At 70.0% G+C, this 20,947-nt stretch carries 17 protein-coding genes; 14 read left to right on the forward strand and 3 right to left on the reverse strand.

Annotated features, from left to right (window positions below):
* Positions 1–66 precede the first annotated feature (66 nt).
* Positions 67–1,452, forward strand: a complete 1,386-nt coding sequence (cysS, locus tag D8Y23_RS05675; RefSeq protein ID WP_128217194.1) for a cysteine--tRNA ligase — start codon at positions 67–69, stop codon at positions 1,450–1,452.
* Positions 1,445–2,443 (forward strand): 23S rRNA (guanosine(2251)-2'-O)-methyltransferase RlmB, encoded by a 999-nt coding sequence (rlmB, locus tag D8Y23_RS05680; RefSeq protein ID WP_128217195.1) that lies wholly within the window; start codon positions 1,445–1,447, stop codon positions 2,441–2,443. The genes cysS and rlmB overlap by 8 nt, the downstream gene beginning before the upstream one ends.
* A 4-nt stretch (positions 2,444–2,447) precedes the next feature.
* Here rlmB and D8Y23_RS05685 read toward each other — a convergent pair whose 3' ends face one another.
* Positions 2,448–3,452 carry a ketopantoate reductase family protein gene (locus D8Y23_RS05685; RefSeq protein ID WP_128217196.1) on the reverse strand — a complete coding sequence of 335 codons (1,005 nt, stop codon included), beginning with the start codon at positions 3,450–3,452 and terminating at the stop codon, positions 2,448–2,450.
* Between the two features lie 144 nt (positions 3,453–3,596).
* Here D8Y23_RS05685 and D8Y23_RS05690 point away from each other — a divergent pair, with 144 nt between their 5' ends.
* Genes D8Y23_RS05690 through D8Y23_RS05700 form a run of 3 tightly spaced genes read left to right on the forward strand, consistent with a single transcriptional unit; the run spans position 3,597 to position 6,451 of the window.
* Positions 3,597–5,063, forward strand: coding sequence for an amidohydrolase family protein (locus D8Y23_RS05690; protein WP_128217197.1), 1,467 nt, complete (start codon positions 3,597–3,599; stop codon positions 5,061–5,063).
* A 9-nt stretch (positions 5,064–5,072) separates the two neighbouring features.
* Entirely contained in the window at positions 5,073–5,384 is a 312-nt protein-coding gene (locus tag D8Y23_RS05695; protein ID WP_128217198.1) for a Dabb family protein, read from the forward strand.
* A gap of 5 nt (positions 5,385–5,389) precedes the next feature.
* Positions 5,390–6,451, forward strand: a complete 1,062-nt coding sequence (locus tag D8Y23_RS05700) for a zinc-dependent alcohol dehydrogenase (RefSeq protein ID WP_240663804.1) — start codon at positions 5,390–5,392, stop codon at positions 6,449–6,451.
* Positions 6,452–6,472: 21 nt separating this feature from the next.
* On the opposite strand, the gene D8Y23_RS05705 is transcribed toward D8Y23_RS05700, so the two are convergent.
* Together D8Y23_RS05705 and D8Y23_RS05710 are read right to left on the reverse strand one after the other, a co-directional pair.
* Positions 6,473–7,165, reverse strand: a complete 693-nt coding sequence (locus D8Y23_RS05705; protein WP_240663803.1) for a helix-turn-helix domain-containing protein — start codon at positions 7,163–7,165, stop codon at positions 6,473–6,475.
* A 119-nt stretch (positions 7,166–7,284) separates the two neighbouring features.
* A complete protein-coding gene (locus D8Y23_RS05710; RefSeq protein WP_128217201.1) occupies positions 7,285–8,325 on the reverse strand; it encodes a ketopantoate reductase family protein in 1,041 nt (346 codons plus the stop codon).
* A gap of 124 nt (positions 8,326–8,449) precedes the next feature.
* Between D8Y23_RS05710 and D8Y23_RS05715 the strand changes: the two genes are divergently transcribed.
* The 9 genes from D8Y23_RS05715 (at position 8,450) to D8Y23_RS05755 (ending at position 20,869) form a co-directional block, all read left to right on the forward strand.
* Positions 8,450–9,895 carry an amidohydrolase family protein gene (locus D8Y23_RS05715; protein WP_128217202.1) on the forward strand — a complete coding sequence of 482 codons (1,446 nt, stop codon included), beginning with the start codon at positions 8,450–8,452 and terminating at the stop codon, positions 9,893–9,895.
* Positions 9,896–10,029: 134 nt separating this feature from the next.
* Positions 10,030–11,409 carry an amidohydrolase family protein gene (locus D8Y23_RS05720; protein WP_128217203.1) on the forward strand — a complete coding sequence of 460 codons (1,380 nt, stop codon included), beginning with the start codon at positions 10,030–10,032 and terminating at the stop codon, positions 11,407–11,409.
* The gene (locus tag D8Y23_RS05725) at positions 11,406–12,431 is read left to right on the forward strand and encodes an ABC transporter permease (protein WP_128217204.1); all 1,026 of its coding nucleotides are present in this window, start codon (positions 11,406–11,408) and stop codon (positions 12,429–12,431) included. Before D8Y23_RS05720 ends, D8Y23_RS05725 begins: the two co-directional genes overlap by 4 nt.
* Before the next feature lie 104 nt (positions 12,432–12,535).
* Positions 12,536–13,714 carry a substrate-binding domain-containing protein gene (locus tag D8Y23_RS05730; RefSeq protein WP_128217205.1) on the forward strand — a complete coding sequence of 393 codons (1,179 nt, stop codon included), beginning with the start codon at positions 12,536–12,538 and terminating at the stop codon, positions 13,712–13,714.
* Positions 13,714–16,224 carry an ATP-binding cassette domain-containing protein gene (locus tag D8Y23_RS05735; RefSeq protein WP_128217206.1) on the forward strand — a complete coding sequence of 837 codons (2,511 nt, stop codon included), beginning with the start codon at positions 13,714–13,716 and terminating at the stop codon, positions 16,222–16,224. Before D8Y23_RS05730 ends, D8Y23_RS05735 begins: the two co-directional genes overlap by 1 nt.
* A 56-nt stretch (positions 16,225–16,280) precedes the next feature.
* On the forward strand, positions 16,281–17,663 hold the full coding sequence (locus tag D8Y23_RS05740; RefSeq protein WP_128217207.1) for a M24 family metallopeptidase: 1,383 nt from the start codon (positions 16,281–16,283) through the stop codon (positions 17,661–17,663).
* Positions 17,663–18,568 (forward strand): NAD(P)-dependent oxidoreductase, encoded by a 906-nt coding sequence (locus tag D8Y23_RS05745; RefSeq protein ID WP_128217208.1) that lies wholly within the window; start codon positions 17,663–17,665, stop codon positions 18,566–18,568. Before D8Y23_RS05740 ends, D8Y23_RS05745 begins: the two co-directional genes overlap by 1 nt.
* Positions 18,565–19,269: an SDR family NAD(P)-dependent oxidoreductase gene (locus tag D8Y23_RS05750; RefSeq protein WP_128217209.1), complete on the forward strand. Its 705-nt coding sequence runs from the start codon at positions 18,565–18,567 to the stop codon at positions 19,267–19,269. Before D8Y23_RS05745 ends, D8Y23_RS05750 begins: the two co-directional genes overlap by 4 nt.
* Before the next feature lie 376 nt (positions 19,270–19,645).
* Positions 19,646–20,869: a hypothetical protein gene (locus D8Y23_RS05755; RefSeq protein WP_128217210.1), complete on the forward strand. Its 1,224-nt coding sequence runs from the start codon at positions 19,646–19,648 to the stop codon at positions 20,867–20,869.
* Positions 20,870–20,947 lie beyond the last annotated feature (78 nt).

Here is a 20,947-nt window from a genome sequence, read left to right on the forward strand (position 1 = left end):
TGCGACCCTAGCGCCGGCGTGTTTCGGGCACGGGTCGCCGTCAGGGGCGGCCGGTAGGCTTGTGCGGTGACCGTTCGGCTGTATGACACGAAAGCGCAGGCTCTGCGCGACTTCGTCCCCGTCGACCCCGCGAACGTCACGATGTACGTCTGCGGCCCCACCGTGCAGTCGGGTCCGCACATCGGCCACGTCCGGGCCGCCCTCGCCTTCGACCTGTTGCGCCGCTGGCTCGCCCACCGTTTTGGGCGGGTGACGTTCGTCCGCAACGTCACCGACATCGACGACAAGGTGCTCGCGAACGCCACCGAGACCGAGCCGTGGTGGGCTCTGGCGTACCGCATGGAGCTCGAGTTCACGCGGGCCTACGCCGCCATCGGCATCCTTCCCCCGACCTACGAGCCGCGCGCGACCGCATCGGTGACCCAGATGCAGGAGCTGATCGCCGAGCTCATCGACCGCGGTCACGCGTACGCCGCCGCCGGCGACGTCTATTTCGACGTGCGGTCGTGGCCCGCCTACGGCGAGCTCACGCGCCAGAGCGTGGATGCCATGGAGTCCGCCGCCGACGCCGACCCGCGCGGCAAGCGCGACCCCCGCGACTTCGCGTTGTGGAAGGGCGCGAAAGAGGGCGAGCCCGCCTCGGCAATCTGGGCATCTCCCTGGGGTGCGGGACGACCGGGGTGGCACATCGAGTGCTCGGCGATGTCGCGGCGCTACCTTGGCCCGGAATTCGACATCCACGGCGGCGGACTCGACCTGCGCTTCCCGCACCACGAGAACGAGATCGCGCAGTCCACCGCGGCGGGCGACGCGTTCGCGCGGTACTGGGTGCACAACGGCCTCGTGACCGTGGACGGGCAGAAGATGTCGAAGTCGCTCGGCAACTTCACCCTCGCCGCCGACGTTCTCGCCGCACGCGAGCCCCGGGTGGTGCGTTACGCGCTCGCCGCTGCCCACTACCGCTCGAGCCTCGACGTCTCGGACCGCGGTTTCGACGAGGCCGCGAGCGCACTCGACCGCATCGACACCTTCCTGCAGCGAGTCGAGCGCGCGGCCGGATCGGCCCCGATCGGACGCCCGGAGGTCCCCGAGGCCTTCGCCGCGGCCATGGACGACGATCTCGGCGTCCCGCAGGCCCTCGCCGTGCTGCACGAGAGCGTCCGCGGCGGCAACGTGGCGATCGATGCCGGAGACCTCGAGACGGCCGCGACCGCCGGTCGCTCGGTGGCGGCCATGCTGACGGTGCTGGGGCTGGATGCCGACGCGCCCGCCGTCCCGGGCGGGACCGACGCCGCCCTGGACGCGCTCGTCGCCGAACTCATCGCGCAGCGCGCCCGCGCGCGCGCCGACAAGGACTGGGCCGCTGCCGATCGCATCCGTGATGCCATCGCCGCCGCCGGAATCACGCTGGAGGACACTCCGGCCGGAACCAATTGGAGTATCGATGCCTAAGCCTGGACGTCCGGGAGCCCGCAACCCCGGCAAGAAGAAGGGCCCGCTCAAGGGCACCGGCGGACACTCGCGCAAGGCGCTCGAGGGCAAGGGCCCCACGCCCAAGGCCGAGGACCGCGCCTGGCACGTCGCCGGCAAGCGCAAGGCCGCCCAGGAGCGGTACGCGGCCGCCGGCGGCAAGGGCAAGCCGGGCGTGCGTCCGGTCGGGTCGTCGCAGGGGCGTCCCCGATCCAAGCAGGCCGACGACACCGAGACCGTCACCGGCCGGAACTCGGTGCTCGAGGCGCTGCGCGCGAAGATCCCCGCGACCGCGTTCTACATCGCGCAGCGCGTCGAGATGGACGACCGCGTGAAGGAGATGCTCTCGATCGCCACGCACCGCGGCATCCCAGTGCTGGAGGTCACGCGCCCCGAGCTCGACCGCATGGCGGGCTTCGACGGCGTGCACCAGGGCGTCGCGCTGAAGGTGCCGCCGTACGAGTACGCGCACCCGCAGGACATGCTCGAGCAGATCATCGACCGCGGCGAACTGCCGCTCCTCGTCGCGCTCGACGGTGTGACCGACCCCCGCAACCTCGGCGCGATCATCCGCTCGACCGCCGCGTTCGGCGGCCAGGGGCTCGTGCTTCCGCAGCGCCGATCCGCGAGCGTGAACTCGGCGGCGTGGAAGACGAGCGCCGGCGCGGCCGCGCGGGTGCCGGTGGCACTCGCGGCGAACCTCACCGCGACGCTCAAAGACTTCAAGAAACAGGGCGTGTTCGTCCTCGGTCTCGCCGGCGACGGCGAGGTGTCGCTGCCCGCGCTCGAGCTGGCCGACCGTCCCGTCGTGATCGTCGTGGGCTCGGAGGGCAAGGGCCTGTCGCGCCTCGTGACCGAGACGTGCGACCAGGTCGTGTCGATCCCGATCTCGGCGGCGACGGAGTCGCTCAACGCCGGTATCGCGGCATCCGTCGCCCTGTACCAGGTGTCGACGCTCCGCAACGCCGACTGAGCCCTCAGCCGCGCTGCAGGAGTCGCAGCGCGGCGAGGGACGGCTCGAGGTCGCCGCGCTCGATCGCGTGGCCGACCTCGACGATCGCCTGGTTGACGGGTGTCGGGATGCCGAGCCGGCGGCCCGCGGCCACGACGGCACCATTGATGTCGTCCACTTCGCTGTGGCGCCCCTTGCGCCAGTCCTGCAGTACGGTCGTCGTCGCTCCGGGGACGGTGAAGCGGGCGTAGAGGGCGTCGAGCATGGTCTCGACCACGTCGGGCGAGGAGGCGATCGACGCGGGCGTGAGGCCGAAGATCGGCAGCACGCGGTGCTCGCCCGCCACCCGGAGCGCCTCGCGTCCGGCATCCAGCATGAGTTCGCGCATCCCGGGCACCTCGATCGCGTCCACCATGGGAAGGCCCAGTGCCGCCGTGGGCACGAGCACCGACGCGTTGCTGACGAGCTTCATCCATTTCGCCGACGCGATGTCGTCGACGCGCGCGACCTCGCCCGAATGCGCCAGGACGTCGGCGACATCGTTTCCGCGCGGGGCCGTGGCATCCACGGCGAACCACGACCTCTCCGGGTCGACGTGACGGTGCACGATGCCGGGATCGACCATGGTGGACGAGATCTCGATGACGGTGCCGATAGTGCGGTCGGTGCCGACGATCTCGGCCACCGTCTCGGTGGTCATGCCGTTCTGGACGGCGGCGATCGCTCCGTCGGGGGCGAGGTACGGCTCGATGAGAGCGGCCGCCCAGCGCGCGTCATAGGCCTTGGTCACGAGCAGCACGAGGTCGAACTGCTCGCGCAGCGTCGCGACCTCGCACAGGTGCAATGTGCGGGGACGCACGTGTCGCGTGCCCGACGGCATCTCGATGCGCAGGCCGTTGCGGCGCATGGCCTCGACGTGCGCGGGCCACTGTTCGATGAGCACCGGGTCGAGCCCGGCGTCGATCAGATCGGCCCCGATCGATGCGCCGTTGGCGCCGGCGCCCAGGACGGCGATGGACGGAGTGGACATCTCGCTCCTTCGTTGGAGTGTCAGCGAACGCACCGGGCGACCCGTCGGCCATTCATGCAACTGCGCTGAACGGAGAACGGCCTCTTGCCTCGGACCTGAGGAGAGTGTAAATCAGGAACGAACATTCTCGATGGGGAGAAGGCCATGACAGACACCACACCCGCCGCCGAGCAGTTCTCGGCGGACCGCCCGTTCGTCTTCCGCAACGCCACCGTCATCACCATGGATGAGCAGGGGGTCCTGGACGACGCCGATGTCCTCGTGATCGGCCGCGACATCGCCGCGGTCGGCCATCGCCTGGAGGTGCCCGAGGGCACGCTCGAGATCGACGCCACCGGTGGCATCGTCACCCCCGGCTTCGTCGACACCCACCGCCATATGTGGCAGTCCGCCCTGCGCGGCTACGGCGGCGACTGGGCGCTCAGCCAGTACTTCGTCTTCTACTACCTCAACTGGGGCGAGGTGTTCCGTCCCGAGGACGTCTACGCCGGCAACCTCCTCAGCGCCCTCGAATCCGTCGACACGGGTGTCACGACCACGCTCGACTGGTCGCACGGCCTCCGCACACCGGAGTACGGCGAGGCCGCGCTGCAGGCGTTGCGCGAGATCCCCGGGAGGTTCGTCCTGGGATACGGCAATTACCTCGGGGCGCCGTGGGAGTGGGCCAACGCCCCGGAGTTCCGCGACTTCGTGTCGAAGAACTTCTCCTCGTTCGACGACATGCTCACACTGCAGCTGGCCTTCGACGTCCCGGGCGCCTCCGACTTCCCCGAGCGCGGCGCGTTCGAAGCCGCGCGCGACCTGGGGGTTCGGGTCACCACGCACGCGGGGGTGTGGGGCGCGACCACCGACACCGCGATCACCCAGATGTACGAGGCCGGCTTCATGACGCCGGAGATCACCTACGTGCACTCGGCCTCCCTCAACGAGCAGAGCTACCAGAAGATCGCCGCCACCGGCGGCACCGTCTCGGTCGCGACGGAGTCGGAGCAGAGCGCGGGCCAGGGGTATCCCTCGACGTGGGCGATCCGTCGGCACGGGATCCCGGCATCCCTGTCCATGGACACGAGCGTGTGGTGGAGCGCCGACTTCTTCTCGGCCATGCGCGCCACCCTCAGCGCGGACCGGTCCCGCGACCACCTCGAGGCGCACGCGCGCGGCGAGACGATCGTCGCGAACCGCTTGCGCGCCGAGGACGTGCTGCGCATGGCGACGATGGGCGGCGCGCGCTCGATCGGACTCGAGGACCGGATCGGCTCGCTCACCCCCGGAAAACGGGCCGACATCGTGCTCATCAAGAACGACGAGTCGCCCGCGATGACGCCGATCCTCCACCCCTACGCGCATGTCGTCTACCAGGCCGGCACGGCCGACGTCCACACCGTGGTCGTGGACGGCAAGGTCGTCAAGTACGAGGGGAAGCGCATCGGACTTCCGCTCGCGCCCATCCGCGACAAGGTCGCCGCGTCGGTCGAGTACGTGCGCTCGAAGCTGGGCGAGCAGGCGTGGGAAGAGGGCATGCACCCCGAGATCCCCGTCGACGAGGAGATCGAGAACCCGTACCGCTACACCGAGGGGGACGCGCGCGTCGTGGCCCGTTCGTCCGACTGAGAGGACCCCATGATCCTGCACGCCGCACTGTTCACCTGGAGGCCCGAGGTCGGGGAGGAGGACGTCGAGGCGCTCACCGCGGCGTTGGAGGAGATGGCATCCGCTCTTCCGATGCTGAGCGGGTACCGCTGCGGCGTGAACCTGCGCCTGCGCCCGAGCCCCGCGGACTACGCCGTCGTCGCGCTCGTCGCAGACGAGGACGCCCTCGCGGCGTACCTCGATTCGCCCGCGCACGCCGCCGTGTACGAGGCTCATCTCTCGCGCATGATCGAGTCGCGCCAGGCCGTGCAGCTCGCGGTGCCGGACGGGGCCGCCCTGTGACGCGAATGCGCGCGGCCGTCCTCCACGGCGTGGGCGACCTGCGGATCGAGGACCGCCCCGTCCCCGTCCCCGGACCCGGCGAGGCGCTCGTCCGGGTGACCGGGTGCGGGGTGTGCGGATCGGATGCCACGGAGTACTCCCGCGGTCCGGTCCTCACGCACCTGCCGGTTGTGCTCGGGCACGAGTTCACGGGCACCGTCGAGGCGGTCGGTGACGACGTCGACCTGCCCCTCGGCGCCCAGGTCGTCTGCGGCGCCGGCATCTCGTGCGGCGAGTGCAAGCCGTGCCTCACCGGTCGCACGAACCTCTGCCGCCGGTATCGCACGGCCGGACTCCAGGTCGACGGCGGGCTCGCGGAGTACGTTCGCGTGCCTGCCGCGACGCTCCTCGACGTCAGCGCGTCGGGCCTTGGCTCGGACACTCTCGCGCTCGCGCAGCCCATGGCCATCGCCGTGCACGCCGTCTCGCGAAGCGGTCTGAAGGCGGGCCAGGATGCCGTGGTCCTGGGGGTCGGCGGGATCGGCGCCTTCCTCACGTACGCCGCCGCCTCCGTCGGCGCGCGCGTGCTCGCGGTCGACCGGTCCCCGGCGCGTCTGGCGCTCGCGCGCGACCTCGGCGCCGAGCGCACGCTGCTCGCGGGGGAGGACTCCGTCGTGGCCGAGCTCTCGGCGTCGGGGCGCGAGGCCGACGTGCTGTTCGAGGTGACCGGTTCGCGCGCGGGCTGGGACGAGATCGTCGCTGCGGCGCTCCTGGGAGCGGTGCTCGTGCCCGTCGGCATCCAGCGCGAGGACGTCCCCGTGCCGCTGGGCGCGTGGACTCTGCGCGAGTACACGATCGTCGGCACCGTGGCGCACGCGATCGCCGCGGATCTTCCCCGCGCCGTGGAGTTGCTGGCCGCCCGGGGTGACTGGACCGACGTCGCCGACGAGGTGCTGCCCCTCGAGGAGGTGGCGGACGGCGCTCTCGAGCCGCTCACGCGGGGCGGTTCCCGGCAGATCAAGACCGTGATCGATCCGACCGCGACGCGTCGGCGGGTCGCCCGCCACGGTTCCACCGCGTCGGACTGACGGACCGACCCCGGCGAGGGGTCAGCGGTCGAGGTCGTCCATCGCCCGGAGGACGTCGACCGCCGACCCGATCGTCTCGCGCGGCGCAGCGAGGTGGTTCCCCGCCGAGGGCATCGCCTGGTTGTGCTCTCGGCGTCCCACGACGAACCAGATGCCCCGGGCGATCGCTCCGCTCTCGTTCACGTAGAGGTGCGGGCGGACGGAGTCGAAGTGGAGGCTGTCGCCCGGGCGCAACGTGAAGGTGTCGAACTCGAGGCGCAGCGTCAGCTCGCCCTCGAGCAGGTAGGCGTACTCCATGCCGGCGTGGCGCATCATCTTGCCCTCGATGGAGCTCGATGCCCCGGGCTGGTACGTCACGAGGAGAGCGTCGGCGGGACCGGCACCGGCCGCGAGACGCTCCCAGCGCACGCCGTTCTCCATGTCGAGGACCGCGTTCTCGGCCGAGTGCTGGACCGTGGCGTTCGCCGTGAGCGGCTCGGGCACCGGAGCCGCCGCGCCCACCGGCGGGGTGGGGGAGACTCCGAGCAGCTCATCGATGGAGATGCCGAGGTGCGTCACCATGGCGTACAGCGTCGACACCGACGGTTGCGTCTTTCCGGTCTCCACCTGCGAGATGAGGCTCGCGGACACCCCCAGGGCGCTCGCGACGCTGCGCAGACTCATGCCCTGCTGCAGCCGCGCGTCGCGCAGCCTGCCGCCGATGTCGTCGGTCATGTCGGCGCCTCCTCGTCCGACGGACGTGAACCCGATCATCGGGAGAGCGTTCGTCGGGAGACAACGCTACCGGCCGCTTCGCACACATCCCGTGCGCCGCGCCTGAACACGGATGGGCCTCACGCCCGTCCGGGGACGTCCAGGAGGGCGTCGACGTTGGTCGCGGACCGGGGCATCCGGCCGGCTTCGATCTCTTTCGCGAGCCGAACCGTGTGTGCGTTGAACGGCGCCTCCTGCCCCGCCGCGGCGAGAACCGAGACGATGAGGCCGTTCACCTCCTCGTACTCGGCGTGACGGCCCTTCATCCAGTCCTGCAGAACGGTCGTGTTGGTGTCGGGGAGGGAGAAGCTGTCGAGAACCGCGCCCAGCAGATCGGCGGCGTAACGGTCGGGGTCGGTCACGGCGTCGTCGGACAGGCCGAAGATCGGAACGAGACGGCTGCCGTCGGCAAGCGCCGCTCGCGCGGCCTCCTTGCCGCACTCGATCATGAAATCGTGCACGCCGGGGAGGGCGACGGCCGAGGCGAGCGGAAGATCCAGGATCGCGGAGGGCACGAGTTCGCCGGCGTTGGCGACGAGCTTCATCCACTTCGACGAGCGGATGTCGGGCGAGATGTCGACGCGGCCCGTGTGCGAAAGCACGGCCTGCACCTCTGACTCGCGTCCGCGCGCGGCGTCGTCGTAGGCGCCCACCGCGAACCACGAGCCCGAGACCGGGGTCTGACGGTTCACGATGCCGGGCTCGAACATATTGGATGCCACCTCGATCACCGCGCCCATCGTGCGGTGCGCGCCCACGGCGGCGGCGATGGCATCCTGTGTCATCCCGTTCTGCAGCCCCACGACGAGGCCGTCCTCGGCGACGTGGGGGGCGATGAGCTCCGCGACCCAGCGGGTGTCGTAGGCCTTGACGACGATGAAGACGATGTCGAACGGCTCGCGGAGGGTCGCGACCTCGCACAGGTGGAGCGGGTGGACGGGCGTGACGTGCGTCTCGTCCGGGAGGCGCACCTCGATGCCGCGTGCCCGCATGGCCTCGACGTGCGCCGGCCACTGCTCGATGTAGGTGACGTCGAGACCGGCGCGGAGGAGGTCCGCGCCGACGCTCGCGCCCTGGGCCCCGGTGCCAAGCACGGCGATTCGGGGGGTGGTTCGTGTCATGGGTCCTCCTCGACTCCGACGCGTTCGCTCTTGCTTTACAAATCTGAGAGCGACTGTACAGTCGTGTCTAGTTCAGCACAACGTCGGGTCGATGAGGACCCGATCGGATCGCGAGGGAGCGACCATGCGCACACTCATCCGCAACGTGGCGGCGGCCACCGTCGACCCGGAGCTGGGCGACCTCGCCCGCACCGACATCCTCATCGAGGACGGCGTCATCCGCGGCATCCGCGCGGACATCGCCGTCGACGACGCGTCCTTCGACGGAGAGGTCATCGACGGACGCGACAAGATCGCCATCCCGGGGATGGTCGACACGCACCGGCACACGTGGCAGACCGCGCTGCGCGGCATCCTGGCGGACGGGAACATCCCCGACTACCTCCGTGGCATCCGGCTGCACATGGCGCCCCTCTACCGCGCCGAGGACATGTACGCCGGCAACTATGTCGGTGCGCTCGACGCCCTCAACTCCGGCATCACCACGATCGTGGACTACTGCCACAACATCCTCGACCCGGACGGCGCGCACGCGGCCGTGACGGGCCTCCGGGATGCCGGCATCCGGGCGCTCTACGCTCACGGACTGACCCCGATCACGACGAACACCTGGAGTCAGTCGCGCGGGGGATCCGAGGTCGGGTCGGATCCGTCCGCCCTGGCCACCCGCGCCCGGTTAGCGCGTGAGATCCGTGGGGAGTACTTCTCCAGCGGCGACCAGCTGCTGCGTTTCGGTATCGCTCCGCAGGAGCTCGCGATCGCGCCCGTCGCCGACGTGGCCGCAGAGTTCCGCCTCGCCCGGGAACTCGGGGCGCGCATCACCTTCCACGCCAACCAGGTCATGGTGCGGCAGCTCTTCCAGGACGTCGAGGTGCTGCACGCCCACGGGCTGCTCGCCGACGACCTTCTGCTCGTCCACTGCACCTTCAACACCCCGCACGAGTGGGACCTGCTGGACGACAGCGGCGTCACGGTGTCGGTCTGCGCCGAGACCGAGATGCAGATGGGCATGGGGTATCCGGCGATCGCCGAGGCCACGGCCCACACGGCCGGTCCGAGTCTCGGCATCGACTGCGTCTCGGGGAACGGCGGCGACATGGTCTCGCACAGCCGTCTCGTTCTCCAGGCCACGCGGTACCGTGCCGACGAGCCGGGGTACGCCGCGATGAGGGCACCGCAGACGATGGCGTGGACGACGAAGGACGCCCTGCGCTGGGCGACGCTGAACGGGGCGCGGGCGGCCGGTGTCGACCATCTCGTCGGCTCGTTGACGGTGGGCAAGCGCGCCGACATCGTGCTCGTCGACATGTCTGGCATCAGCCAGGTCGGATGGAACCGCGCCGACCCGTCGGGAGCGGTGGTGTCCCAGGCGCACGCCGGCTGCATCGACACCGTCTTCGTGGACGGTCGCATCGTCAAGTGCGGGGGTGTCCTCACCCACGTGGACGTCGCAGCGGCGAGGGCGACGCTCGAGCGGTCGCACGAGGCCCTCTACGACCGCATGGGCGGCGCGGGGGCGTTCATTCCGCAGCCGCCGATCGACATCCCGCTGTACCGCGAACGCGCCTGATTTTCACCGGTGCTGGACGTTCGGTTGCACAGTGATAACAAATACTTGACACGTTCAGTCCTGCTTTCTAGCATCCAATCAACGAACACCACCGGCGCGATGACGCTCCGGTTCGACGAGGGAGTCACCACCACATGAGCACGCGCACGCTGCTGCGGGGAGGGACCGTCATCACGGCCGTCCGCCCCGGCGAGGTCCTCACCGACACCGACATCCTGATCGGCGCGGACGGAACGATCGAGGCCATCGGACAGGGCCTGGATGCCGGCGACGCCGAGGTCATCGACGTCCGCGGCCGCATCGTGCACCCGGGCTTCGTCGACACCCACCGTCACACGTGGCAGTCGGTCGTGCGCAACCTCGCGTCCGACTGGTCGCTGACCGAGTACCTCGCGGGCCTGCACACCGGGCTCAGCAAGCACTTCCGTCCCGAGGACACCTACACCGGCAACTACCTCGGCGCGCTCGAGGCGCTCGACTCCGGCATCACCACGCTCGTCGACTGGTCGCACAACCTCGCCACCCCGGAGCACGCCGACGCCGCGGTCGCGGCGCTGAAGGACACCGGGATGCGCGCCGTCTTCGCCCACGGCGGCGGAGCCGAGCAGTGGGGGATCCTGCCGTCGGCGAACCCGCACCCGCAGGACGCGCGTCGCGTGCGCGACGAGCACTTCTCCTCGGGAGACGGATTGGTCACCATGGCGCTCGCGCTCCGCGGCCCGCAGTTCGTGACCCCGGAGGTCAACGTCGCCGACTTCCGTCTCGCCGCCGACCTGGACCTCCGCGTCACGATGCACGCCGGCGACGGCTACTGGGGCAAGTCCGGCCCGATCCGCAAGATGCACGCCGACGGCCTGCTGTCCGACCGCATCACCTACGTGCACTGCTGCACCCTCGGCGACGACGAGCTCGCGCTCATCGCCGACAGCGGCGGCACCGCCTCGGTCGCGCCCGACGTCGAGATGCAGATGGGCCACGGGTTCCCCGCCACCGGCCGACTGCTGCGCGCCGGTATCCGCCCCACCTTCTCGATCGACGTGTGCAGCTCGAACGGCGGCGACATGTTCGCCACGATGCGCACCGCGATCGGCATGCAGCGCGCTCTCGACAACGCCCCGTCGGTCGACACGGGCGTGGTGCTCGAGCGCATCAGCCTCACGTGCGCCGACGTCGTGCAGTTCGCCACGATCGACGGCGCGCACGCCGCGGGCCTCGCCGATACCACGGGCTCGATCGCGGTGGGCAAAGCGGCCGACATCGTCGTGCTCGATGACCGCTCGCTCGCCCTGACCCCGTTGAACAACCCCATCGGCAGCCTCGTCTACTCGGCGCACCCCGGTCTCGTCCGGGACGTGTTCGTCCAGGGACGCCGGGTGAAGAAGGACGGCGTGCTCGTAGGCGTGGACATCGCGCGGCTGAAGGCGGATGCCGAGGCCTCCCGCAGCTATCTCCTCGGGGAGATGCCCGAGGCGCGTCTCGACGGTACGTGGCACCCCGCGCTGGTGACGGCATGACCGACCTCGCCGCGCCGGCACGCCTCGCGCCGAAGGACCACGGTCCCACGGCGCGGATGGTGCTGGCGTGGCCGGGCACCCGGGCGCTCATCGCGGTCGCGGCGCTGTTCCTCATCAGCCCGCTGATCGCCCCGGGGAGCGTCGGGCCCACCGCGATCGTGTCGATGCTGCCGTTCGCGGCGCTCATCGCGATCGTCGCGATCGGCCAGACCCTCGTCATCCAGCAGGGCGGCCTCGATCTGTCGATCCCCGGTGCCGTGACGCTCGGCGCCCTGATCGTCGCCCGCTTCGGAGGCGACGACGCCCTCGGACTCCCCGCGGCGATCACCGCGGCGATCCTCGCCACCGCCGCGTTCGGTTTGGCGAGCGGTCTCGTGATCACGCTGTTCGGTCTCCCCCCGCTCGTCGTCACGATTGCCGTCAACGCACTCATGATCGGCACGGTCCAGGCGCTGTCGGGCGGGTTCGCCACGCAGAGTCCCGATGCGCTCAACCAATTCGCTCTCAGCCGGTGGGGCGGCATCCCGGTCCTGGTCTTCTTCGCTCTCGCGCTCACCGTGGCCGCCCACGTCGTGCTCAAGCTCACGCGCCTCGGCCGTCGGTTCGAGCTCGTCGGCGAGAACCCTCGCAGCGCCGCGAACCTCGGGATCGGCACGCGCGGATACACGATCACCGCCTACGTGCTGTCGGCCGGACTCGCCGCCGTCGGCGGCGTTCTCCTCGCCGGGCTCCTGCGCACGCCGACGCTGACGGCGGGGGAGGACTACCTCCTGCCGTCCATCGCGGCGGTCGTCCTCGGCGGCACCGCCCTCACCGGTGGCCGCGGCAGCGTCGTGGGCACCGCCCTGGGCGCGCTCTTCCTGGCCCAGCTCACCCAGCTGGTGCAGACGTTCACGCAGGCCACCGCCGTGCAGAACATCGTGCAGGCGCTGATCATCGGCGTCGGCATCGTCGCCCAGCTGCAGCTGGGCGGCACCACCTCCCGCATCCGGAACCTCATGCGACGGCGACCCGGAGGCTGACAGCGGCCTCTCGCCCACCGCGACCCGCCCGGGTCGACGGGCGGTTCGTCGCGCCCTGACCCGACCCTGCATACCCGATCACCCACTCGAAGAGGAGTACCCCCATGATCCCCACAGCACCCGCACGGCGAGCCGGTCTCGCCGTCATCGCTCTCGGCGCGCTCGTGCTCGCCGGCTGTTCGTCGACCAACAGCGCCGGCGGCGGCACCGACGACGCCAACAACCTCACCGCCGACATCGCGGCCGGAAGCACCGGCACCATGGACCAGTTCGCCGACATCTCGGACATCTGCCCCGCCGATGGCGAGCAGGTCTCGGTCGGCGTCGTGGACGGGTACGGCACGAACACCTGGTCGAAGACCGTGCTGGCCGAGATCGAGAGCGAAGCGGCCAAGTGCGCCGCGATCTCGGGCGTCGAGTTCATCGCCGGTCGCGGCGACCTCGAGGCCACGACATCGGGCATCACCAGCCTCGCCGCGAAGGGCACCGACATCATCCTCGTCATCCCCGACGCCGGTCCCGGCGAGGCGCACCTGCCCGCGATCCGCCAGGCCACCCAGGCCGGGTCGATCGTGGTGAACTTCGCGTCCGACCCGCAGGGCACCGCCGGCACGGACTACCTCGACTACACCGACCAGATCCCCGCGTTCGTCGGGAAGTCCAAGGCGCAGTGGATCGTCGACCAGTTGGGCGACGCGGGCGGGAACGTCGTGTTCTTCGGTGGCCCCTCAGGAGCCCTCGTCTCGACGCAGGAGTTCGCCGGCGCCAAGGAGGTCTTCGACGCCAACCCGCAGATCACGCTCGTCAACTCCGAGCCGATCTGGACCAACTGGGATCCGGCGCAGGCGCAGCAGGCGATGGCGGGCGTCCTCTCGCAGGGCCAGCCCATCGACGCGATCATCGCCGACTACGGCGCCTCGGCGTCGGGGGTCATCCGCGCCTACGAGGCCGCGGGTCAGCCGCTGCCCATCCTCACCTCGACCGACGACAACTCCCTGAGCTGCGGCTTCTCTGACCTCAAGGCGAAGAACCCGCAGTACGAGCTGGCGACCGTCTCGTCTCGCACCTGGATCGGCCGCGTGGCACTGCGCAAGGCGCTGGCCGCGAAGTTCGGGACGTCGGATGCCGAGCCCTCGTTGTACGAGCTCGCGCTCTTCGAGGACTCCACGGGCTCCACGGCCGGGGCCATCACCCCGGACGAGGCGTGCCTTTCGTCGGCTCCCTCGGACGCGACGCCCTCGACGCTGTTGACCGCCGACGAGATCACGAAGCTCTTCGGCTGATGAACGGGACCCCCACGACCGTGGCATCCGCCCTCACCCTCTCGGGCATTACCAAGACCTACCCCGGTGTCACCGCGTTGGACGCGGTATCGGTCGACATCGCCGCCGGTCGCGTGCACGCCGTGCTGGGCGAGAACGGCGCCGGGAAGTCCACGCTCGTGGGGATCGCGGCCGGGTCGGTGGTGCCGGATAGCGGCACCATCGGCCTCGCCGGGCGCGAGTTCGATCGCATCCGTCCCGCCGAGGCGCGGGAGGCCGGGCTCGCCATCGTGTACCAGATCCCCGCGCTCGCTCCCTCGTTGAGCGTGGTGGATGCCGTGCTGTTGCTGCTCCCCGAGAGCAAACGCCCCTCCCGCCGCTCGGCGGCCGCCTGGGTTACGGCGCACTTCGAGCGGCTCTCCCTGAAGATCGATCCGCACGCTCTCGTGTCGTCGCTGTCGCTGCGCGAGGCGCACCTCGTGGAGATCGCCGCCGCCCTGGCATCCGATCCTCGCGTGCTCGTGCTCGACGAGCCGACGGAGGCGCTGGGCCCTGAGGAGACCGCGTGGTTGTTCGGGCAGGTGCGGGGCCTGCTCGAGCAGGGCGTCGCCATCGTCTACATCACTCACCGGATCCCCGAGGTGATGGAGATCGGCGACGACCTCACCGTGCTGCGCGACGGCCGTGTCGTCGGACGCGGCCTGGTCGCCGACTTCACCGCGGATCAGGTGGTGGAGCTCATCGTCGGTCGGTCGTTGGAGACCACGTTCCCCGACAAGCCCGCCGCGCCGGCGGCGGACGCGATTCCCGCGCTCGAGGTCCTGGAACTCAGCGGCCCCGGCTACGACAACGTCTCGTTCTCGGTGTACCCGGGCCAGATCATCGGTCTCGCCGGCGTGGAGGGCAATGGGCAGCGTCGCGTCCTGCGCGGGATCGCGGGCGGCGGTTCGACGTCCGGCCGCGTCCTGGTGAACGGCCGGGAGATCTCCGCGCGCTCGCGCCGCTCGGCGGCGTCCGCGGGTGTGGTGTTCCTCCCCGGCGACCGCATCGGCGAGGCGATGTTCGGAAAGATGTCGATCCGCGAGAACGCCGTCGCCGGAGCCCTGCGCGCCGCGATGCCCGGCGGTTTCGTCCGTCGCAGCCGTGAGTACGAGCTGACGCGCGAGGGCGTCGCCGGGCTCGCCGTGAAGACACCCCATTTCGAGGTGTCGGTCTCGGCGCTCTCCGGTGGCAACCAGCAGAAGGTCCTGTTGGCCCGCGGGCGCCTCGGCGACCCGAAGGTGCTCCTCGTCGAGGACCCGACGCAGGGCGTCGACGCCGGCGCGCGCGTGGACATCTACGCCTTCCTGCGCGAACTCGCCGCCTCGGGCGTCGCGGTCGTCGTGCTGTCGACGGATGCCGTGGAGCTCGAGGGCCTGTGCGACCGGGTCGTGGTGTTCTCGCGCGGCCGCGTCCAGGCGACCCTCGTCGGCGACGACGTCGACGAGCGTGCCATCACGGGAGCGGCCGTGCTGTCGCACGAGACGGCCGCCGTCGAGGTCGCGAAGAACGCCCGTCGGCGCTCGCGCGGCATCCTCGCGGGGGAGACGCAGGCCGTCGTCCTGCTCGGGCTCGCCGTCGCTCTGTCGATCGTGACCTCGTTCGTGTCATCGGCGTTCCTCAGCCCCCTGAGCATCAGTCAGCTGCTCGCGGCGACGAGCGTGCTCATCTTCGTGGGACTCGCGCAGCTCGTGGTCGTGATGACCGGCGGCATCGACCTGAGCATCGGCTCGGTGACGGCGCTGTCGGCGGTGATCCTGTCGTTCTTCGCGCAGCAGGGTCTCGGCTTCTTCCTCATCGGCGTCGTTCTCGCGCTCGCCGCGGGGGCCGCGGTCGGGTGGATCAACGGTCTGCTCGTCACGCGCCTGTCTCTCCCGCCCGTCATCGCGACGCTGGTCAGCTCGATCGCGGTGCTCGGCGTCGCGCAGGTCCTGCGGCCGAGTCCCGGCGGTTCGGCCCGTGCCGACGTCCTCACGACCCTCGGTCTCGCGGTCGCCGGCGTGCCCCTGATTCTCGCGCTCGCCGTGGCGGTCGCCGTCGCGATGTGGTTCGTCATCCAGCGCACGCGCGGCGGTCGCGCCCTGCGCGCGGCCGGATCCGACCCGGTGAAGGCCAACCGCATGGGCGTCCTGGTTCCGCGGACCCGCCTTCTCGCCTCCGTGACGGCCGGTCTTCTCGCCGCCGTCGCCGGCCTCGCGGTGTACTCGCGCTCGGGCATCGGCGACGCGAATGCCGCGCAAGCGCTCACCCTCACCTCCGTGACGGCGGTCGTGATCGCCGGGGCGAGCATCTTCGGCGGCTCGGGCTCGGCTCTGGCGGTCGCCGCCGCCGGGCTGCTGCTGCAGACGGTGACGAGCGCGCTGGCGTTCCTGTCGCTGGGACTGTCGTGGCAGTACTGGCTGCAGGGCGCGTTCGTCCTCTTCGCCGCCGTCGTCCCGCTCGTCGTGGCGCTCGTGCGGCGCGGTCGCTCACCGGGAGTGCGGCCCGGCTGAGCCGCCACCGCATCGGCATCCCCTTCGGAACCCTCAGACCTCTCGGAAAGGCCATCATGAAGAACACCGGAACCACCGGCACCAACGGTGTCGATTGGGAGGCGCGCGTCGACTTCGACCGCCTCCGCGACGAGCGTCTCGCGCGCGTGAAGGCGGAGCTGGAGCGCTCCGAACTCGGTGCGGTGCTCGCGTTCGACTTCTCCAACATCCGCTACATGACCGCGACGCACATCGGCACGTGGGCGATGGACAAGCTGATCCGCTTCAGCCTGCTCACCCGCAACACCGACCCGATCTCGTGGGACTTCGGTTCGGCGGCCAAGCACCACGCGCTGTACAACCCGTGGCTGGATGTCACCTCGTCCGAGATGGATGCCGATCCTCACGCGCCGCACGAGGGCACCAAGCGTCCGCGGCTCGAGTCGGGTGCACGGGCGGGCATCTCGACGCTTCGCGGAGCCTTCCCGCCGGATGCCGGGATCGCGGAGGAGGTGGCGCGCAAGATCAAGCGGGAGCTCGAGAAGTTCGGCGTCGCCGACCAGCCGCTCGGCGTGGACGTCATCGAGCTCCCGATCCTCTTCGCCCTGCAGAAGGTCGGCATCCGGGTCGTCGACGGCCAGCAGGTCTTCATGGAGGCCCGGCGCATCAAGACGAACGACGAGATCCGGCTCCTGACGCAGGCGGCCTCGATGGTGGACGCGGCGTACGAGGACCTGTACCGCTTCCTGCGTCCCGGCGTTCGCGAGAACGAGGCCGTGGGACTCGTCGCCAAGACGCTGTACGACCTCGGGTCCGAGTACGTCGAGGGCGTCAACGCGATCTCGGGCGAGCGCTGCTCCCCGCACCCGCACGTGTTCTCGGACCGCCTGATCCGGCCCGGCGACCCCGCGTTCTTCGACATCCTGCACAGCTGGAACGGCTACCGCACGTGCTACTACCGCACCTTCGCGGTGGGATCCGCGAGCACGAAGCAGAAGGATGCCTACACCCGGGCCCGCGAATACATGGACCGCGCGATCGCCCTCGTGCGCCCCGGCGCCACGACCGCCGACATCGTCTCGGTGTGGCCGACGGCGCAGGAGTTCGGCTTCGCCGATGAGGAAGCGGCGTTCGCCCTGCAGTACGGCCACGGCGTCGGCCTGTCGATCTGGGAGAAGCCGATCTTCTCGCGGCTCGTCTCGTTCGAGCACCCCGAGGAGCTCAAGGAGGGCATGGTCTTCGCCCTCGAGACGTACTGGCCCTCCGCGGATGGCTGGGGCGCCGCGCGCATCGAGGAGGAGGTCGTGGTCACCGCGACCGGGTGCGAGGTCATCACGAAGTTCCCCGCCGAAGAGCTGCTGATCGCCGGTCCCCGGTACATCGCGGTCGGCGGCCCGCTGAACAATCAGCGCGACTCGCAATCGCACCTGAACACGACGTGGGGCCGCGGGGAGGCGTGATGGCGTCGGTCGGTTTCCTGGGCCTCGGCTCGATGGGGGCGGCGCTCGCCCGTCGCCTCGTCGACGCCGGTCACGATGTGCACGTCTGGAACCGTTCGCGGGGTCCGGTGGACGAGCTCGTGGCAGCCGGCGCCGTGGCCCGCGCGACGCCCGGCGAGGCGCTCGCGCAGCCGGTGTCGTTCTCGATGCTCGCCGACGACTCCGCGGCGCTCTCCGTCCTGGATGCCGAGTCCGTGGCATCCGCGTCGGGCGGGGTCCACGTGAACATGGCGTCGATCAGTCCCGCCGGGGCGGGGGAGCTGCAGCGGAGGTTCGCGGCGGCCGGGGCGCGCTACGTCGCCGCTCCAGTCCTCGGGCGCCCCACCGTCGCGGCGGAGGGCAAGCTCAACGTCCTGGTCGCGGGCGCGCCCGGCGACGTCGCCGAGGTCGAGCCGTTCCTGCACCTGTTTGCCGCGCGCCTGTGGCCGCTCGGTGAGGAGCCGTCGACCGCGAACGCCGTCAAGATCGCGGTGAACTACGACATCATCCACGCCATCCAGGCGATGGGGGAATCGGTCGCCCTCGTGGAGGCGCGGGGCGTCGACCCGACCCTGTTCATCGAGATCCTGACCTCGACGCTGTTCGCCGGTGTCGTGTACAGCGGCTACGGGGGCATGATCGCCCGGCAGTCCTACGACCCGCCGGGGTTCGACGTGGCCCTCGGGTACAAGGATCTGCGGCTGAGCGCCGAGATCGCGGGGGAGACCGGCACGCATCTGCCGACCCTCGCCGCGCTCACCGCGGTGTTCGAGCGCGCACTGGCCGAGCCCGACCTCGCCCGCCTCGACTGGGGCGCGGCCGCCGAAGTCACCCGGCGGGGTCTCCTGCCGGCATCCGCAGAAGAACGAGAGGGAGGTGCGGCATGAGCCGCAGGTATCTGGTGGTCGGGGGCACATCGGGGATCGGACGGGAGATCGTCACCTCGCTCGCCGCCGACGGTCACGAGGTCACGCTCACGGGCCGTGACGCGGTGGCGGCGGAGGCGATCGCCCGCGAGATCGGGCCGAACGTCCGCGGCATCTCGGTGGACATCTCGGAGCCGGAAGACATCGCGCCCGCGCTCGCCGACGTCGGCGAACTCGACGGCCTCGTGCTCGCCGCGATCGAGCGCGACGCGAACACCGTGCGCGACTACGACATCGCCCGCGCCCGGCGCCTGGTGACCCTCAAGCTCGTGGGGTACACCGAGACCGTGCACACGCTGCTGGACCGGCTCGTGCCGCAGCGCTCGACCGGCATCGTGCTGTTCGGCGGCCGCGCGAAGGACGCGCCGTACCCCGGGTCGATCACGGTCTCGACCATCAACGGCGGCGTCGAGGGGCTCACCACGGCGCTCGCGCTCGAACTCGCCCCGCTGCGCGTGAACGCGCTGCATCCGGGCATCATCGGCGACAGCCCGTTCTGGGCCGGGAAGCCCGCGGGAGTCCTCGAGGGCTACTCCTCCCGCACCCCGGGCGGCGAGCTCGCGACGATGCGCGACGTCGTGGATGCCACCCGGTTCCTGCTCCACAACGAGGGTGTCTCGGCGACCAACCTCTACGTCGACCGCGGGTGGCGCATCACCTGAGGCCCTGGTCGGGTAAGTCCCGTTGGAACCCCTGTCGCCTGAAGGGTCGTCGGGGGCTCTTTCGCTGTGGATCTCCGGCAGATCGCCGTCGAATTAGCGACGCTCGGCCCGGTGCGCGGGCACGACGCAGGGCGGCTCCTCGGCTACATCGGCGACTTCCCGCCAGTCGAGTTCGAGTACCCGCTCTATGCTGACCACGATTAGCTGGTGGGAATCGAATAGCGCGAGTCTCCATAAGACCCAGGGCTCTTCAGGTCACAGCCGTGGCGCCCGGCGTCGCCTGCTCGACCATTCTGGATGCCGCGGGTCCCACTCGGCTGGAGAGGAGTCTCATGCGAGGAGGTATTTTGCCTGGGATGGATTTGGGGTTGTCAGGATGAATGCTCCGATGAATGTACCTGGCGACGAAGAGATGTTCTCTCTCGAGTCCCTTGTTTCCAGGCTGCGTGGTCTTCCGGACAGCGTCATCGAGCTCCTTTGGGACCCGTTTGAGCTTCCCAGTCAGGATTTTGGGGGCATCGTGATGCGCCTCCCGGACGGGTGGACTCCGGGAGGATCTCCCTCGTTGGACGAGGTGCGGGAGGCGGCGAGAATGGGGGTGGGGGTCGCGTGGGGGTCGTACTTCGATCTCGAGTGGCTCGGTTCCGACATCCGGTACATCACCGCCCTCGTGTGCTCTCCGGCGGCTGAAGGGACGGGCCACCTCGAACGGGTTGAGGAGGCTTCATCGCTCAGGTGTCTCATGACGCCGTTCGTCGGTGTCGACGGCGTGATCGATGTCTCCGGCTTGATCGAGCTGCGCAAGCTCGTGACCGGTGAGACTGCGTTCCTCAGCGGATTTGGGCTGCCGCGGCTGGAGGACCTCCATTACATGGGCAATAGTTTGCCTGACGGCATCCGCACGGGGCCTGCCGTGGCATACGCGGTCCTCGACGTCGCGCGCTTCGATGCGAAGATTCTCGAGAACTCGAGCGGACTTCGTACCCTCCAGGTCGAGAGAGCTCGTCACGTCGACCTGAACACCTTGCCGGAACTCATCTCGCTGGAGAATTTGTCCTTGCGCCTGTGCAAACGTGTGACGGGTGTGGAGGGGCTGAGGCAGCTGCCGTCCTTGAGAGAGGTGCAGATGGCCTTTGTCACCAAACTGGAGGAGCCGGAAAGGCTGCTCGCCCTGGACCACAGCGGTGTGCATGCATGGGGAACCCCTGCCCTGGATCCCGCCCTGATTCGTAGGGCGAAGGAACTGGGGCTCACCTGGTCGGTGAGCCCGGTCTCCAAACCGGCGGAAATCATTCGTATCTCGGAGGCCTGGGACGGTGGCGCCTACGAAGTCACTTTCGACGAGTGGAATCACCTCGCCGCATCCCTCAGCCCTGACGAGTTCGATCTCCCCTCGACCGAGGAAGTGGAACAGACACTTCGCCGTGCAGTGGCGTTACGTGGCTCCCGCGGCCTTCGGCAGTCGATCATGTATGACTCCGAAGCGGGAGCGGTCATCGCCCGGGTGCCAAACCGCCGCAGCGCCAATCGTGTGCGCGATATCTGGCTCCAGGAGCTCCACGATCCCGACATCCTGAATCGGATCCGGCGCGACTCATAGATCGGACGCGAATCTCATGGTCAGGCCGACTCGGGTATCCAATAGCGCAGGCAGGTCGACGACTGCGCGCCCTGGTAG

Source organism: Microbacterium enclense, from assembly GCF_004022425.1.
Classification (GTDB): Bacteria; Actinomycetota; Actinomycetes; order Actinomycetales; family Microbacteriaceae; genus Microbacterium; species Microbacterium enclense_A.

Excerpts from the sequence above, each read along its gene's own strand:
- rlmB (WP_128217195.1), top strand. The coding sequence starts at position 1,445 with ATGCCTAAGCCTGGACGTCCGGGAGCCCGCAACCCCGGCAAGAAGAAG.
- D8Y23_RS05685 (WP_128217196.1), bottom strand. The coding sequence starts at position 3,452 with ATGTCCACTCCGTCCATCGCCGTCCTGGGCGCCGGCGCCAACGGCGCA.
- D8Y23_RS05690 (WP_128217197.1), top strand. The coding sequence starts at position 3,597 with ATGACAGACACCACACCCGCCGCCGAGCAGTTCTCGGCGGACCGCCCG.
- D8Y23_RS05695 (WP_128217198.1), top strand. The coding sequence starts at position 5,073 with ATGATCCTGCACGCCGCACTGTTCACCTGGAGGCCCGAGGTCGGGGAG.
- D8Y23_RS05700 (WP_240663804.1), top strand. The coding sequence starts at position 5,390 with ATGCGCGCGGCCGTCCTCCACGGCGTGGGCGACCTGCGGATCGAGGAC.
- D8Y23_RS05705 (WP_240663803.1), bottom strand. The coding sequence starts at position 7,165 with ATGACCGACGACATCGGCGGCAGGCTGCGCGACGCGCGGCTGCAGCAG.
- D8Y23_RS05710 (WP_128217201.1), bottom strand. The coding sequence starts at position 8,325 with ATGACACGAACCACCCCCCGAATCGCCGTGCTTGGCACCGGGGCCCAG.
- D8Y23_RS05715 (WP_128217202.1), top strand. The coding sequence starts at position 8,450 with ATGCGCACACTCATCCGCAACGTGGCGGCGGCCACCGTCGACCCGGAG.
- D8Y23_RS05720 (WP_128217203.1), top strand. The coding sequence starts at position 10,030 with ATGAGCACGCGCACGCTGCTGCGGGGAGGGACCGTCATCACGGCCGTC.
- D8Y23_RS05725 (WP_128217204.1), top strand. The coding sequence starts at position 11,406 with ATGACCGACCTCGCCGCGCCGGCACGCCTCGCGCCGAAGGACCACGGT.
- D8Y23_RS05730 (WP_128217205.1), top strand. The coding sequence starts at position 12,536 with ATGATCCCCACAGCACCCGCACGGCGAGCCGGTCTCGCCGTCATCGCT.
- D8Y23_RS05735 (WP_128217206.1), top strand. The coding sequence starts at position 13,714 with ATGAACGGGACCCCCACGACCGTGGCATCCGCCCTCACCCTCTCGGGC.
- D8Y23_RS05740 (WP_128217207.1), top strand. The coding sequence starts at position 16,281 with ATGAAGAACACCGGAACCACCGGCACCAACGGTGTCGATTGGGAGGCG.
- D8Y23_RS05745 (WP_128217208.1), top strand. The coding sequence starts at position 17,663 with ATGGCGTCGGTCGGTTTCCTGGGCCTCGGCTCGATGGGGGCGGCGCTC.
- D8Y23_RS05750 (WP_128217209.1), top strand. The coding sequence starts at position 18,565 with ATGAGCCGCAGGTATCTGGTGGTCGGGGGCACATCGGGGATCGGACGG.
- D8Y23_RS05755 (WP_128217210.1), top strand. The coding sequence starts at position 19,646 with ATGAATGCTCCGATGAATGTACCTGGCGACGAAGAGATGTTCTCTCTC.